Origin of the sequence: Actinomyces urinae (assembly GCF_900119695.1) — a bacterium.
Taxonomy (GTDB): domain Bacteria; phylum Actinomycetota; class Actinomycetes; order Actinomycetales; family Actinomycetaceae; genus Gleimia; species Gleimia urinae.
The window spans coordinates 937,687-952,531 of the sequence record NZ_LT632547.1 but is presented as its reverse complement, the minus strand read 5'-3'; the positions used below and the strand labels follow the sequence as shown (position 1 = coordinate 952,531).

The window sequence follows — 14,845 nt, the reverse complement described above, 5'->3', positions numbered from 1 at the left end:
CCGTTGAGATTTTGTTAAGCGACGAAGGTGTCGCAAGCGCGATAACGATACTGTGATAACGAAAGGTGGCAACGTGGCTATTCTTGCATTAGACCAGGGAACTTCGGGATCGAAGGCGATTGTGGTCGATGAGCAGGGTGTTCACGCGGTGGTGGAGAAGGCAATCTTCCCAGACTATTTACCAAACGGGGGCGTGGAGCAAGATCCGCGGGAGCTCTTGAACTCCATTATTGAGGTGGGCAAAGAGGCTGTGGCAAAAGCAGGCCTGCCTATTGAAGGCGTCTCCTTAGCGAATCAAGGTGAGACCATCCTCGCGTGGGATCCAGAAACGGGCGAGCCTCTTACCACCTGTATTGTGTGGCAGGACCGCCGTGCGCAAACGGTTGTGGAACGGTTGCAAGAGTTCACGGATGAGGTGCATCAACGCACCGGTCTAGTGCTGGATTGTTATTTCACCGCTCCGAAGATGACCTGGCTTCGTGAAAACCTCACCAGCAAAGGTGTGGTAACTACTACTGATACTTGGATGGTTTACCAGCTGACAGGTGAGTTTGTAACGGATGTGTCAACGGCGTCGCGATCGCTGCTGTTGAACGTTGATTCAACTCAGTGGGATGAAAAACTGCTTGATATCTTTGGGCTCTCCAATGAACGTATGCCGAAGGTCGTAGCTTGTGATGAAATCGTTGGAGAAACTTCCATTTTCACCGGTTCTCCCGTGCCGGTGGGTGGTCTAATCGTTGACCAGCAAGCCGCGCTGTTTGCCCAGAAGTGTTTTAATCGAGGCGAAGGAAAGTGCACCTACGGTACGGGCGCTTTCATTCTTGTGAATATGGGCGAAGATGCCCCTAGGTTCGATAATGGTCTTACCACTTCAGTAGCGTGGACTCTCCGCGGCAAGACAAACTACTGCTCGGACGGCCAGGTATACACAGCGGCCTCTGCGGTGCGGTGGCTAGAAGAGATGGGAATCATTACTGGCGCTCCGCAAATGGATGAAATTGCGGCCGAGGACTCTGGCGGTGTTCTATTTGCACCATCCTTTGCCGGACTGGCAGCGCCTTGGTGGAAGCCAGACGCGGGAGCCTTCTTGTCAGGCATGCGGTTATCCACCGGCAAACCACAGGTAGTTAAGGCAATGCTAGACGGCATCGCAGCACAAATTGCGGAGCTGGCGGATCTGACTCACGGAGAGCTAGGAGAGCCTCTTCGCAGGCTTCGTGTTGACGGCGGTCTAACGCGGTCCAAGGTGCTCATGCAATCGCAGGCCGATATGTTGCAGACCCCAATCGACACCTATCCATCTGCTCACGCCACTGCACTGGGCACAGCTGCCTGTATGCGGTTGGCTCTGAATCCGGACCTAACGATTGAAGAGGGGCCTTTCGATTGGAAGCCAGCTGCAACTTATGAACCGCAACGTAGCGCAGATGATGTCGAGTCTTATAGATCGGCGTGGCGTGCCGCAGTCGAGTCAACCTTGGAGCTGTAATCATGGGATTGAACCAAATTATTGTCGTAATAATGGCGTTTGCGCTCATAGTTGCGGCGCTAGACCGGGCTATTGGAAGTAAATTTAAGCTTGGTGAGCAACTGGAAGAGGGGCTTAATACATTCGGCCCGTTAGCGTTGTCAATGATTGGAATGATTTCCCTAGCGCCTATATTAGCGAAGGTGCTGAATCCGGTTATTGTTCCTATTTACAAGTTTTTCGGTGCCGATCCATCAATGTTCGCTGGTACCTTGCTCGCAAACGATATGGGTGGATTCCACCTCGCAGTTCAGATGGCGCAATCAGATGAGGCCGCCATGCTCGCCGGGGCTATTCTCGCCTCCATGTTGGGTTGCACTGTGGTGTTTACAATCCCTGTGGGGCTAGGAATCGTGGAAGAGGAGGACCGACCGTATTTTGCCAACGGTGTCCTGGTCGGCGTTGTCACTATTCCACTTGGCGTGTTAGCAGGTGGCTTGGTCGCCGGTTATGGCGTGGTAATGATTCTGAAGAATCTCATTCCGATTATCATCGCCGCAGCGCTTATTGCATTTGGACTTTGGAAAGCTCCCGAAGCAATGACTCGAGGATTCTTGGGATTCGGCAAAGCGCTCGTCTTTATCATCTCGATTGCGCTGGGCATTGTAGCGTTTGAATTTTTGACCGGTTGGCAAATAATGCCCGCGGGTTGGGAGCTAGTGCCCATCGAGGAGGGGCTAACTATCGTAGCGCAGATTTGCGTATTCTTGATGGGGGCTTTCCCCCTCATGTATGTGATTACAAAAGTCGCGCGTAAACCACTAGCTGCCTTCGGGCGAGTTATGGGAATGAACGAGGTCGCTTCAGGCGGAATCGTTATGAGCCTCGCAAATGCAATTCCTACCTTCGGCCTGATGTCGAAGATGGATAAGCGCGGGATCTTTATCAATACCGCGTGGGCTGTTTCCGCAATGGCGCTTCTTGGAGATCATCTGGGATTCACCGCAGGTGTGGCACCAGAGATGATTGTTCCGATGATCGTGGGTAAGTTGGTGGCCGCTATCTCCGCAACAGCATTGGCGTACGTAATAGCGCGTAAACGTTACCCGGCATTTGATCCGAAGTCGCAAGCAGCAGCCGGTGACAATCTACAAACAGTTAACCCTGTCGAGCCAAAACAAACTGGAGGGGAACCAAATGTCGAATGATTACGATATTGCTGTTATTGGCGCTGGAGTTGTTGGGTCAGCAATTGCACGAGCTTTTGCAGGAACCAAGTATTCCGTTGTGCTAGTTGACAGCCGAGAAGATGTAGTTGAAGGGACTTCCAAAGCAAATACTGCATTGTTGCATACGGGATATGATGCTTCTCCGGGCACGCTTGAAGCGCAGCTTGTAGCGCGGGGCTATCACCTAACTAGAGAATACTGTGCGGAATCTGGAGTCGGAGTCGACACTACTGGCGCCATCCTCGTCGCTTGGGATGATGAGCAGGCGGAATCACTACCTTCATTGAAGGAGAAGGCGGAAAAAAACGGCTACACGGAAACGTACATTATCTCTCCTGATGAAGTGTACGAACAGATTCCAGATTTGGGCCCAGGGGCAACCGGTGGCCTGGTAGTCCCGGGAGAGTCTGTAATCGACGCTTGGTCGGTTCCTATCGGATACGCAACCGATGCGGTTTGTCGCGGTGCCAAGCTACTTCTGAATCACAAGGTGACTTCCATTGATGTTGGTTCTGAATATACGAAGCTAGAAACCACACAAGGCCCTCTGCGAGCCCGCTGGGTTGTCAATGCGGCGGGACTAGGGTCTGATGGTATCGACGCTATGTTCGGCTACGATCGTCTAAAGGTTCATCCAAGGCGCGGAGAGCTTCTTGTGTTTGATAAGCTGTCGCGTCCTCTTACAGACAAGATAATCCTGGCAGCACCTTCGAAGGCTGGTAAGGGAGTGTTGATCAGCCCGACAGCGTTTGGCAACCTCATGCTCGGACCTACTTCGGAAGACATGACGGATAAGACTGACACTTCCACCACCGAAGAAGGCTTTGATTTCCTTTATGAAAAGGGATCGCGCATAATGCCAAAGCTGTTGAAAGAGGAAGTAACGGCAGCATACGCGGGATTAAGAGCTGCGAATAACCAGAAAGACTACCTTATTGAGGTCGACGATTCTAAGCGTTACATAATTGCTGCTGCCATCAGATCAACTGGTCTTACATCCGCTCTCGCGGTTGCTGAGTATGTATTCTCGCTTATGGAAAAGTCAGGCTTGGATCTGACGATGCGGGAGGACTTGCCGCCCACTTACAAGATGCCTCCACTAGCCGAAAGTCTTACTAGGCCATTTGAAGATGACGAAAAAATCGCATGTGATAGCCAATACGGCGAAGTGGTCTGTTTCTGCGAAAGGGTGACCCGAGGCGAGCTCCGGGACGCGTTCCAGTCTCCGATCCCTCCATCCACATTATTCGGATTAAGACGCCGCACGCGAGCGATGAACGGTCGTTGTCAAGGATTCTTCTGTGGCGCAAAAGTGCAAGCTACGTTTGATGAACTTGCCGGAGGTAACAATGAGTAGGCAGATGTTAAACCCAACGGTTGCAATCATCGGAGGCGGACCAGCTGGACTAAGTGCAGCTAAACGACTCGCTCCCGTGCTCGATGGCGAGGTCTTAGTTATTGAACGGGAACAGAACACAGGCGGAATTCCCCGCCATGCCGACCATCTAGGTTATGGCATTCGAGACAGAAAACGCTTCATGTCCGGGCCTGCCTACGCAAAAGTTCTGACAGAAGATGCTCTGCGTGCTGGCGCGAAACTTATGACTCAGGCAATGGCAACCGGCTGGGGTGACGATAGGACACTTCAGGTGACAACCCCTGACGGCCGTTATGATGTGCGTCCGGATGTATTCGTTTTCGCTACCGGTGCGCGAGAGAGGCCTCGTCCCGCTCGAATAATTCCAGGTGATCGGCCTGCTGGAATCTACACTACGGGTCAGTTGCAGAACCTTGTGCATCTGTACCACCAAAAGGTCGGTAGACGAGCTGTGGTGGTCGGTGCAGAGTTAGTTAGCTGGTCAGCGGTTATGACCCTAAAGCAAGCCGGTTGTGACACGACTGCACTCGTCACTGAGTACCCTAAAGGGGAGTCTTACTCGGCGTTCCGCTTGGGCGGGCGCGCCCTGTTCCAAACAAAGGTAATTACCAACTCGAAGGTAGTTCGAATTAATGGAAAGAGGCGAGTACAGAGCGTTGAAATTGAGCAAAAAGATGGCCAACGCCGCATTTTGGAGTGCGACACGGTTGTGTTCACTGGTGACTGGATTCCAGACAACGAATTGCTGGTAAAGCGCGGGGTAGATATTGATCCTAATCATCTTGGCCCCAAGACCGATCAGACTATGCAAACATCTGTCCCCGGTATTTTCACAGTTGGTAACGTGAACCACCCTGTAGAAACTGCAGATGTGGTCAGCCTAGAAGGGGAGTATGTCGCCGACCAAGTACTGGCTTATCTGTCCGGGCAACAGAAAGCCAAACATCCGATAACGATTAAACCTGCGCGTCCGATTAGATGGATATATCCAGCAACTTACGTGCCCGGAGGGCCTGAGGTCGCTCGTAACCGTCTTATCGCGTGGGTTGACGTCTTTGATGCCGCGCCCACTGTGTCAGTAAGGCAAAAAGGAGTGGAAGTGGCACGTAAACGCGTGCCGTGGCCCGCAGCGCCAGGTAGGGTCTTCCGTATTCCAGCTGATGTGCTTGATACAGTAGATCCGCTCGGAGGAGATGTGGAGATCGCGCTAGCGTAAAATTCTGAGTCGGAGGGGTGAGCTCCAAGATCTTGGAGCCCACCCCTCCGATTTTTTCTGCGGAAACTAATGATAGTGGGCCCCTGTGAAAAGGAACGGAAAAGTTTCGGCGCGGGCAGCGTGTTATGCCAATTGAGCTACTTTTCGAACTCCAGAGTTCCAGGCGCCCTGTACTCCCACTCGAGATCTTCATCGGTGATTCGCCTGATGATTTTTGCGGGAACGCCAGCTACAACGCACATGGGAGGCACATTCTTGGTCACCACGGCTCCGGCGCCCACAATAGAGCCCTTGCCAATGGTTATTCCGGGAAGTACTACAGCGTGCGCACCGATCCACACGTCATCTTCAATGTTGATGGGAGCAGAAAACTGCGTGCCATCCTCACGCAACTTAGGGTGAATCGGATGGTTAGTGGACGTTAGAGTCACGTTGGGGCCAAACATTACGTTCTTGCCAATGTTGATCTCGTAGTCATCTACAAGCGTCAAACCCGTGTTGGCATAAGCATTACCAGAAAAAGTTGTGCGGTGTCCGTAAGCAACGGAAATAGGCGGCTCGAGGAAAGCATTTGAAGCGCTGTCACCAAACAGTTCCGCAATGAGTTCTTTGCGTAGGGCCTCGTCATCTACGGTTGTTTGATTGAAGCGTGCAACCAGGCGCTTAGCCCGGTCCCTCTCGCTTTTGAGGCCTTCCAGGCCTTCGTACGCATCGCAGTACAGTTCGCGTTCTTCTATGCGTCTGCGAACTCCCTCTTCCGAAAAATAAGCGGTCATCAGTCTATTCCTTCTATTCGGGGGCAGCCGCAAGATTCTCCGGGCGCCAGTGATACCGGGAAGATCATGTGTTCTTTTACGGGCTCGTAAGGTTCCTTTACGAGGATCTCAACTGCGGTGGTAAGCATCTCGTCAATCGGCTGTCTTACCGTGGTAATCCGGGGTTGAACGTACTTAACAGTGTCCGTGCCATCGAACCCCATGATGGCAACGTCTTGTGGAACACGCACGCCCGCTTCCGTTATTGCTTTTTGGAAGCCAATAGCTAGCGCATCAGAAAAACAGAACACGGCGGATGGTCGTGAATCTAGTTTTAGAAACTGCTTTCCAGCCTCGTATCCGCCCTCTAGCGACCATGAAGTCGTGATTGGAGTGAGGGACTGCAAGCCTGCATCGGATAGCGCCCTTTGGTAGCCAGCCAGCCTCGTGTTATCGCCGGGAAATAAGCCACCTAATACCGCCAGAATTTCTTCGTGTCCGTGGTCGATTAGATGCTGAGTAGCAATTCTGCCGCCCGCAGCAAAATCGGGCCCAAGGGTGGTGAAGTGCTCCAAGCCACTCCGACGGTCCAACAGAATGGTAGGTACGGGAAGCTTTTTGTGGTGCCACTCGTCGTTGAGGGTTGACATCATGATAATGAGTCCGTCCACTCCCCATGAGAGCATCTCTCGGATTATTAGTTTTTCTGTTTCGGGACTGTCGTGAGTGTTAGAAAGCAGCATGGAAAGGTTGTGACGCGACAGCTCTTGGTCCAATCGGTGCACTACGGCGGAGTTAAACAGGTGTTTCACGTTGGGGATAACAACGCCGCACGTCTGCCTAGCTCCAAGCCGTAGTGCTCTTGCAGTGCCACTGGGGTGGTAGCCAAGCTCCTCTATAGCTTCAAGCACTCTAAGGCGGGTGCTCTCAGCTACCGGCCTGGGGCCGTTGTTCACAACGTAGCTGACAACGGCGGAGCTGACGCCAGCTCGAGCGGCCACCTCATCTCGAGTTACCCGTCGTTTTGGTCCAGCCCGCACGTTGCCACCACCTTGAAATCATTACTTTACTGCGCCTGCAAGCATGCCCTTCATGAAGTACTTTTGCAAGAACAGGTATGCCACTAGCACGGGGATTACGCCGAGGAACGATCCGGCGATTGCTGCGTTCACGTTGGATCCGGCCGCGCCGAAGAAGGACGCGATAGTGGGGGCCAACGTGCGCATCTCATTTGTAGTCATGATGTAGCTACTCAGCGCAAACTCGTTCCAAACGTTAGTGCCGGTAAGGATAACTACCGTGATTGTCACGGGCTTTAGTAGCGGCAAAACGATAGAAAAGAAGGTTCGTAGCGTTCCTGCTCCATCGATTTTCGCGGCTTCCTCCAAACTTCCGGTGATACCGCGCAGAGACTGCGTGTACAGGAAGATCGCCTGGGGAAGAGCGAAAGCTGCCAGCGGCAAAACTAGGCCCATGTAGGTGTTCATCATGCCGAAGCTCTTTAGCAGACGGATCAAGGGAACAAGGATGGACAGCGGGGGAATCATCATGACGGTAAGCGTCAGCATGAGGATAGTTTGATTCCACTTTGTCCGGCGTCGCGCAAGCGGGTAGGAGGCCAGTGCGCCAACAATTACCACGATGGCTGTAGCCAGGATAGTAACAATGGCCGAGTTTAAAATGGCTTGGCCTACGTGTCCGCGCTCCCAGGCGATGACAAAGTTCTCAAATGTGGATTCTCCAAATGGGATCGCCCACGCAGAGCTTTGATCTCGCGAACCTTTAAAGGACGCAACCACGCCTAGGTAGAAAGGTACTAACTGTACAAGGCAGACCAGTACCAGGAGGAAAAGTATGAGCTTAGGAGTTTTCAAAGAATTCTTATTTTCACTCATCACAGACCCACCCTCGTAGCGCGCCTATCAAGCCAGCGGTTTGTAATAACCGTGAATAGAACGATTATGAAGAACAGCACCACGCCCTGCGCGGCTGCGTAGCCGGCGGCCTGACTGCCAAAGTAGGTGCGTCCAATCAACGTTGAAACGGAGTTGGTGTCAAAGCCCGGACCTCCATCGGTTAGAACCTTAATGATGTCGTAGAGTTTGAGTCCGCCGATTAGGTTAATAACAACGGAAGCTGCGAATGCCGGGTGGAGCATTGGCCAGGTGATGTCTTTGAACTGTTGCCAGCCGTTAACGCCGTCAAGTTGGGCGGCTTCGTGAACTTCTGTTGGAATCGACTGCAGTCCGGATAGGTAGATGATCATCGATACGCCAACGAACTGGAACGAGTTGATGAATACGATTACGGCGATAGCAAAGTTGGAGTTTGCAAGGTATGCGACGGGCTGACCACCAAACGCTTCCAGGATCCCGTTCAACGCGCCTTGGCGGAACCGGAATACGAGGTAGTAGAAGGTGCCCATAACGACCGGTGAGATGAGGACCGGCAGGTAGATAATGGCTCGCACGCTGTTGGAAATCTTGCCGGAACGCTCTAGCAGTACTGCTAGAAAGAGGCCAATGATCTGCTGCAGTATCGTGCTTCCAATTCCGTAAATGAACGTGTTACGCACTGCCACAAGAAAGTTGGGATCGCGTACTAATCTCGCGTAGTTAGACCATCCTGCACTGAAAAGAGTTGGAGAGTATCCATCCCAACTGGTGGTGGATAGGTATGCGCCCTGGAGCACGGGCCATACGAGGAAGATAGCGAAGATTGTTAAAGCGGGAACATACATTAGGTTCACAGAAGAACCTTTAAAAAATCTGCGCACCGCTGTTTTTGTATCACTCATGGTTCACCTAATCGTGGTAGTGAGGTGGGGTAAAATCTGGCGATTTTACCCCACCTCTAAGCAGATAATTACTTCTGCTGTGAGTACAGCGTCTGGTACTGGTCTGCCATCTGCTGAGCAGCAACTTCCGCTGTCATTTGACCATTGATCACGCCATCAGTGGTGGTAATAATGGTGTTCCACATGCCGTTAGGCAGGTAGAGACGGTCGAAGAACGGCATGGTCGGAATCTCGCCCGGGGCAACGTACTTGTCGAAGCTCGGCTGCAGGTTGCCCAGGTCTACTTCAACGTTGGTTAGGCCAGCGTAAGCGCCCATGGCCCCAAGGAATGGCTTTGCGTTTTCTGGCTGTGCAAGGAAGTCAACATACTTCAAAGCAAGCTCTTCGTTCTGGCTGGTCTTGGAAACGCCGAATGCGCTCACGCCTTCGCCACCAACCATGTACGGTCCGTCAACGCCGGGCATCGGCATGAAGCCAAGGTTTGCATCCGGGTTGTACTCGTAAGCCGTGGAAAGAACGAACGGCCAAGAGATCGCAAAAGCTGCGGTGTTGTCAGCTAGCTGACGCGACATGTCGTCAAGCGTCGCGGACACGTAGTCAGGGTTGAAGAATCCCTTTTCCTGCCACTTCTGAACGTGCGAAGTTACGCCCTGAGCCCAAAGTTCAGTGCTGAAATCGCCATTCTTAAACGCTTCGTTTTGCTCGGGCGTAAATGCGCCAGAAGCAATGTAGTTGCCAATGTCACCTGCGTTGGATTCTTTACCGGATGCAGTGATCGGGGAAATATTGAGCTCGTCCTTGATCTTCTGCATGGCGGCGTCGACGTCATCCCAGGTCTTTAGCGAATCCGGGTCAACACCTACCTTGTCGAGGATTTCGTAGTTGACCAAGAGTCCTGTGGTTGAGTACTCAAGAGGAAGGGCGTAGATGTTTCCGTCAGCGTCATACATGACCTTGTCGAGGCCCTTGCTGACGTACTCCGCCCAAGGCCGGTCATTCAATGGGCGCAAGTAGGGGCTGTAGCGGTTAACAGACCAGCCGTGCGTTGAAAACACGTCTGGCACTGAATCCGAAGCCATCTTGACCTTCATGTCATCTTCGAACGAAGAGGACGCGATGGTGAGATTTACCTTTGAATTCGTTTCGCTCTCAAACTTTGCGGTCAGCTCCTTGATCTCGGCTTCCTGAGGCGAACCGGTAGGCATGTTCATGAACACGTCAATGGATCCGCCGTCAGCACTGCCTCCTGAATCAGAGCCAGAGCCTCCCGAACAGCCAGCTAGGCCAAGAGCCAGTGCTGATGCCGCTACGGTTGCAACGAAAATTTTCCCTTTTCTCATCGTGAAAAGACTCCTTCGTCTTTATTGGTTTCCTACTTTTCGACTATTTCGAAAAGTAGCGTCTGGTCAGTGTGTAGACGGGGTGTCTGCACACCGGAATTTTGAAGAACGGAACCGGTGGTAGTGATTCCATCAAAGTAGCGTCGGCCATCTTCAGCGGGCTGGCTAAGCTTGCCAAACCACAGTGGCGGCACCAACCCCGAGGGCTCGCTACCAACGAGTACAGGACGAATAGTGTAGGTGCGCGAATCATCCAATCCGCTAAAGCGCAGCCTTCCGCGTGGAGAGATAGCGGAGCGGCCTCGCGTAACCATCTGGAATAGTGCGTGGGACTTATCCTTTGCTACTACTCCGTGTAGCCAAATCGTTTCATCGGGCGTTTCGCAACGAACAATGTCCGAAGAGTGGAGGAAGTCGCGGTTCGACTTGTAGAACGCAATCCAATCCTTCAGGTCGGACATCTCGCTGTCGGTAGCTTCGAGAATGTCCCACTCGATTCCAAAATGGCCCCAAAGAGCGGTGCCACCACGCATGGCCATAGTGGAGTGGCGTCCAGTGGTGTGCGATTGGGTTGATGCTACGTGCGTGCCCATGAGTTCCGGCGGTGACACCTGGTTGTACCAGCGGGTCATCTCTTGGCGCTCAACCGGATCGATACAGTCCGATACCCAGAATCGGTCGGTGTGCTGCAGGACCTCTAGATCTACGCGGCCACCTCCAGAAGAACAGCTTTCAATTTCGAGGCCGGGGCATTCTGCCTTGATCTCGTCAAACAGGCGGTAAACAGCATGTGTTTGAGCAGATACGCCAGCGCGTCCGCCAAGCTGAGTGTTACCCGCTTCAATCAGGTCACGGTTGTGATCCCATTTGATGTAGTCGATCGAATACTCGCGTACTAGCGACACGACGCGGTCTTTAACATACTCAAACGCTTCCGGGATTGCGATGTTGAGAACCTGTTGATGGCGCCACTGTAGCGGTAGGTCTTTTGCATCGGTGCTTCCCTGCGCGGCCATGATCCAGTCCGGGTGCTTACGGGCCAGGTTGGAATCTTCGTTGATCATTTCCGGTTCAAACCAGAGCCCGAACTGCATACCGAGGTTGTGCACCATGTCAACCAATGGCGATAGTCCATCTGGCCAAACATCTTCATCTACGTACCAGTCGCCAAGTCCCTTAAAGTCATCGCGGCGGCCGAGGAACCAGCCGTCGTCTAGGACGAAGCGCTCTACGCCAATTTCGGCAGCCTTTTGAGCGAGCTTCTGGAGCTTCGGAAGATCATGGTTGAAGTAGACCGCTTCCCATACGTTAAGGGTTACGGGACGCTCAGTCTTTGGGTGATTCTTGCGGCTGCGGAACCAGCGGTGTACCTGCTGGGCAGCGTCGTCTAGGCCGTAACCGTGCACAGCGTAGAACCAAGGAGTCGAGTACGTTTCATCCTTGCTCAGTGTGACTTCACCGGGCATGAGCACTTCCGAACCTGCAATGATCTGCTGGCCGCCGATGGACTTTTCCACCCAGGTGCGGTGGTTGCCAGACCATGCGGTGTGTAGGCCCCAAACTTCGCCTTGGCGGAACGAGAAGCCTTTCGGACCAACGAAAGTGAAGCCGGGAGCGTCAAATCCGGTGCGTCCGTGGCGTCCTTCGCGTAGGTCACAGCCGAGGACTACGGGGCGGCGCTGACCTGTTCGTTCCTTACCCCACCTTCCGGTGGTATCGAAGATTTCATTAGCTTCTAGCGGCAAATTGAGCGAGATGCCCAGCTCTTCCAAGTGATAATCGAACTCGGAAAGGTTGGTTAGCTCCGCGCGGATACGCAGTGGGCCCTGTTCGAACGGCTCCACGAAAATCTTTAGAGCGAGTTGCGAGCCATCTGAAGTTGTAGAGAATGTAACGGGCTGGTTGTCAACGAACGCGACTCCGTCTTCAACAAGGCAATTCTCAGGAAGCCCTATCTCCGCGCAGCTAAAGCGCGGCGACCAGCTAGTTCCGTCGGCGCGATGTCCAACAAGCGCGGGACGCCCCAACCAACCGTCAGATTCCAGCGGAATGAGGGTGGAGAAAACGTGGTTATCAGGTGCGTTTCCATCCAAGGATTCTCGATTGCTAGTAACCGCCGCCTTGACGTCACTTGCGGTGAGAGTGCCTAAGATCGGGCCCCAATAGCAAACCTGGGGGATTCCGCCGAACGAATTGTCCAGAATAAATCCGGTATCTCCGGCGCACATGTATACGGCGTCGATTGCTTTATCTTTCACGCGGGTCTCCTTTGAACTGCGCCAAACGCTTCTGCAGTGACAAAACTAACAGGATCTACACGCGTAGACCAGTCCTCGGAGAGTAGTTACCAAACCGTTATGTTTGTTCTTAGTCTTGAATTCCTATAGACGCATCATGATTGATCCCACGTGTAGGCGAGCCTTGAACCGGGCAGTTAGGCCTGTCATTATTGCTACGTGTAGGCCTGTCATTATTGCTACGTGAGCGACACTAGTGTGCACGACCTAAAAGATATTCAAGGTGGGCTCGCTGGCGGTATAACCAGTGAGGAGCCACGCCAAATCCAGGTGGCGGACTTCGACTCGGTACGCCAAGCCAGCATGTGGCGCCAGCACGGCAGCGCGGAAGCCACGCGGCGGCTAATTGCAGTTTTGCGGACCGCGATCCTGCTGGGTGATGTACTCACCATCGACCGAAATCAGCTGTTTGACGGTATCTTCTTCCTCTCGCTCGGACCGCAAGGCGTTGCCAGAGAGCTCGGGCTTGGCCCCGAAACTGTGCTTCCTCTCAAAGTGAAATGCCAGCCCGAGCCTGACCAATATGCCGATAGCTGTGATGGAGACAGTGACCGGAGGATTCCAGCGATGCGAGGCGCGAAGGCCGGCCAAGGTGACCTCGTAAACGTTGATCTGCAGCTCCAGAAAGTGCGTGATCCGGCGTTCTTGCAAGCCTCTTCGGCGCGCATGGCAACAATGGCCGATGCTGCTCCAAATGACTGGCTGTGCCACGCGATTGGTGAACATTGGGTGCGCGGGGCGGGCCTCACAAATTATGCGAACGAGCTTGAAGATCAGCGGATTGAAGCGCTGATCCGGCGTGCACAAGATCAGTGGGCACAGGCCATCGTTCATGGCCTCGTAGCGGTCGACCGCTGGGATAGAGGGACGGGCGCTGCTCCGCTCGATGTGTCGGGAGCGCTTCGGCAAACGCTGGCGCAGCAACTGGGGGATGAGCAACCAAGGCCTCTGGCACGATTCGTTGTGGAGCAAACGTCAAACTTCCGCAAAGAAGTGACGGGCAGTGTTTTCGCGTGGATGACCGCGAATGAGGGCGAGGCTGAACCGGCTCCAAGCACGCGAGATCGCTCCGCGCGCGCACTCGACACGGACACCACGTGGCACGAGGCGCGAATGGCGATGGGCATGTGGTCGCGCGCCTATTACCGCGCCATTGCCAGCCAAGACGGCGCAATGTACCTGTCGTTTTACGACAACTCATTCGATGCTAGTAACGAGGACTTGGCCGCGCGCTACGGCCTCACACTGCCGGGCCGCTCACGGCTGCAACGGGTGCGCGACCGCGCTTTTTCCTCGCGTCAGGCGCAGACGATTCGTATCGAGGGAGAAATACTGGACCACATGCTCGTAATCGCACCTCCTGTGTTCGCCCAGCTCTATCTGCTAACCCGAAAGTCTGCGCGAGACCTGATTCAACGCGGTGAGCGGCAGGCAATGTTTGACATGGCCTACGCTGCGCGTGAGGCTGTGAGCGCGCGGGATACGCATTCGCACAGGAAGTTCGTGACGCTCATGCGTGTTTTGTCTATGTCCGTGTTGGCGGTTGTGATTTCTGCGTTGGGTTTGATGACGGACTTGACGGATATGTCTACGGGCGCGCAGATTATTGCGGTAGCGGTTGCCGGTGTTTTGGGTGTTGTTGCCGGTTTGCCGTGGGACGATTTGGCAGAGCTTTTCCGGCTTCGCGGATCTGCAATGACAGCTACTTTGACGATGAGTAACGAGGAGGATCTGTAATGGTGGGCTGGAAACTGGAGTGGAGCGCCCCGGATTTCCCGGTCCGTGTTGACAGCAGGAGCGTCAGCACGCCCGTGGGAGAGTCCCAGACGCACTACCGCGTGAGCGTGGGCGAGGCCTCTTTTGCTGGCGCTGTAGCGGTTCCGATTGCTAGCGATACGGGCCGCGTACTCTTGGTGCGTCAAGAGCGCATCCGGGTTGGACGCGAGCTGTGGGAGCTGCCTCGCGGCATGGCGGAAGTTTCGGACACTGATCCGGTGGCGACGGCTCTGCGGGAGTTACACGAAGAAACGGGGATTAGCGCTAAGGCCGGCGAGTTCTTGGGAATGGTATTTCCAGATTCTGGTTTCTTAGCTTCCGAGGTGGCCGTTGTGCTTGTAGAAGTGGCGGGCGAGGACGTGGCCAGAGATGCCTGTGACGGTGAGGTTCAGGCGCAGGACTGGTTCTCAAGAGGACAGTTGGGCGAGATGATCCGAGAGGGAGAACTTCGCGACTCGATTAGTTTGAGTGCGTTGGCGGTGGTGGCTCAGCGGGCTTAGCCGCGAAAAGGCACCGGATCGCGAAGGTAAGGTGCGTTGCCTTTCTGTGGCTGGACACTTCCTCAAAAGAGGACAAACTCATGACA

The 14,845-nt window shown here is 53.9% G+C and carries 12 protein-coding genes; 6 read left to right on the top strand and 6 right to left on the bottom strand.

Annotated features, from left to right (window positions below; translation table 11 throughout):
- Positions 1-73 precede the first annotated feature (73 nt).
- The 4 genes from BQ7114_RS05680 to BQ7114_RS05665 are packed head-to-tail and all read left to right on the top strand — an operon-like array spanning position 74 to position 5,294.
- Positions 74-1,492, top strand: coding sequence for an FGGY family carbohydrate kinase (locus BQ7114_RS05680; protein ID WP_072343069.1), 1,419 nt, complete (start codon positions 74-76; stop codon positions 1,490-1,492).
- 2 nt (positions 1,493-1,494) lie between these two features.
- Positions 1,495-2,679, top strand: a complete 1,185-nt coding sequence (locus tag BQ7114_RS05675) for an ethanolamine utilization protein EutH (protein ID WP_072343066.1) — start codon at positions 1,495-1,497, stop codon at positions 2,677-2,679.
- A complete protein-coding gene (locus BQ7114_RS05670; protein WP_072343062.1) occupies positions 2,669-4,057 on the top strand; it encodes an NAD(P)/FAD-dependent oxidoreductase in 1,389 nt (462 codons plus the stop codon). The genes BQ7114_RS05675 and BQ7114_RS05670 overlap by 11 nt, the downstream gene beginning before the upstream one ends.
- Positions 4,050-5,294, top strand: coding sequence for an NAD(P)/FAD-dependent oxidoreductase (locus BQ7114_RS05665; RefSeq protein ID WP_143236798.1), 1,245 nt, complete (start codon positions 4,050-4,052; stop codon positions 5,292-5,294). The genes BQ7114_RS05670 and BQ7114_RS05665 overlap by 8 nt, the downstream gene beginning before the upstream one ends.
- A gap of 137 nt (positions 5,295-5,431) precedes the next feature.
- Here BQ7114_RS05665 and BQ7114_RS05660 read toward each other — a convergent pair whose 3' ends face one another.
- The 6 genes from BQ7114_RS05660 to BQ7114_RS05635 all read right to left on the bottom strand — a co-directional run bounded on the left by BQ7114_RS05660 (position 5,432) and on the right by BQ7114_RS05635 (position 12,444).
- Positions 5,432-6,070 carry a sugar O-acetyltransferase gene (locus tag BQ7114_RS05660; protein WP_072343056.1) on the bottom strand — a complete coding sequence of 213 codons (639 nt, stop codon included), beginning with the start codon at positions 6,068-6,070 and terminating at the stop codon, positions 5,432-5,434.
- Positions 6,070-7,089 (bottom strand): LacI family DNA-binding transcriptional regulator, encoded by a 1,020-nt coding sequence (locus BQ7114_RS05655; RefSeq protein WP_072343053.1) that lies wholly within the window; start codon positions 7,087-7,089, stop codon positions 6,070-6,072. The genes BQ7114_RS05660 and BQ7114_RS05655 overlap by 1 nt, the downstream gene beginning before the upstream one ends.
- 21 nt (positions 7,090-7,110) lie before the next feature.
- Positions 7,111-7,944, bottom strand: coding sequence for a carbohydrate ABC transporter permease (locus BQ7114_RS05650; protein ID WP_072343050.1), 834 nt, complete (start codon positions 7,942-7,944; stop codon positions 7,111-7,113).
- The gene (locus tag BQ7114_RS05645) at positions 7,944-8,846 is read right to left on the bottom strand and encodes a carbohydrate ABC transporter permease (RefSeq protein WP_072343047.1); all 903 of its coding nucleotides are present in this window, start codon (positions 8,844-8,846) and stop codon (positions 7,944-7,946) included. The genes BQ7114_RS05650 and BQ7114_RS05645 overlap by 1 nt, the downstream gene beginning before the upstream one ends.
- A 68-nt stretch (positions 8,847-8,914) precedes the next feature.
- Positions 8,915-10,186: an ABC transporter substrate-binding protein gene (locus BQ7114_RS05640; RefSeq protein WP_072343044.1), complete on the bottom strand. Its 1,272-nt coding sequence runs from the start codon at positions 10,184-10,186 to the stop codon at positions 8,915-8,917.
- A 32-nt stretch (positions 10,187-10,218) separates the two neighbouring features.
- Positions 10,219-12,444: an alpha-galactosidase gene (locus BQ7114_RS05635; RefSeq protein ID WP_072343041.1), complete on the bottom strand. Its 2,226-nt coding sequence runs from the start codon at positions 12,442-12,444 to the stop codon at positions 10,219-10,221.
- Positions 12,445-12,666: 222 nt separating this feature from the next.
- Here BQ7114_RS05635 and BQ7114_RS05630 point away from each other — a divergent pair, with 222 nt between their 5' ends.
- Together BQ7114_RS05630 and BQ7114_RS05625 are read left to right on the top strand one after the other, a co-directional pair.
- Positions 12,667-14,220, top strand: coding sequence for a hypothetical protein (locus BQ7114_RS05630; RefSeq protein ID WP_143236797.1), 1,554 nt, complete (start codon positions 12,667-12,669; stop codon positions 14,218-14,220).
- Positions 14,220-14,759, top strand: coding sequence for an NUDIX hydrolase (locus BQ7114_RS05625; RefSeq protein ID WP_072343035.1), 540 nt, complete (start codon positions 14,220-14,222; stop codon positions 14,757-14,759). The genes BQ7114_RS05630 and BQ7114_RS05625 overlap by 1 nt, the downstream gene beginning before the upstream one ends.
- Positions 14,760-14,845: the final 86 nt, after the last annotated feature.

Coding starts and splice junctions, on each gene's coding strand:
- BQ7114_RS05675 (WP_072343066.1), top strand. CDS start 1,495: ATGGGATTGAACCAAATTATTGTCGTAATAATGGCGTTTGCGCTCATA.
- BQ7114_RS05670 (WP_072343062.1), top strand. CDS start 2,669: ATGTCGAATGATTACGATATTGCTGTTATTGGCGCTGGAGTTGTTGGG.
- BQ7114_RS05665 (WP_143236798.1), top strand. CDS start 4,050: ATGAGTAGGCAGATGTTAAACCCAACGGTTGCAATCATCGGAGGCGGA.
- BQ7114_RS05660 (WP_072343056.1), bottom strand. CDS start 6,070: ATGACCGCTTATTTTTCGGAAGAGGGAGTTCGCAGACGCATAGAAGAA.
- BQ7114_RS05650 (WP_072343050.1), bottom strand. CDS start 7,944: ATGAGTGAAAATAAGAATTCTTTGAAAACTCCTAAGCTCATACTTTTC.
- BQ7114_RS05645 (WP_072343047.1), bottom strand. CDS start 8,846: ATGAGTGATACAAAAACAGCGGTGCGCAGATTTTTTAAAGGTTCTTCT.
- BQ7114_RS05640 (WP_072343044.1), bottom strand. CDS start 10,186: ATGAGAAAAGGGAAAATTTTCGTTGCAACCGTAGCGGCATCAGCACTG.
- BQ7114_RS05625 (WP_072343035.1), top strand. CDS start 14,220: ATGGTGGGCTGGAAACTGGAGTGGAGCGCCCCGGATTTCCCGGTCCGT.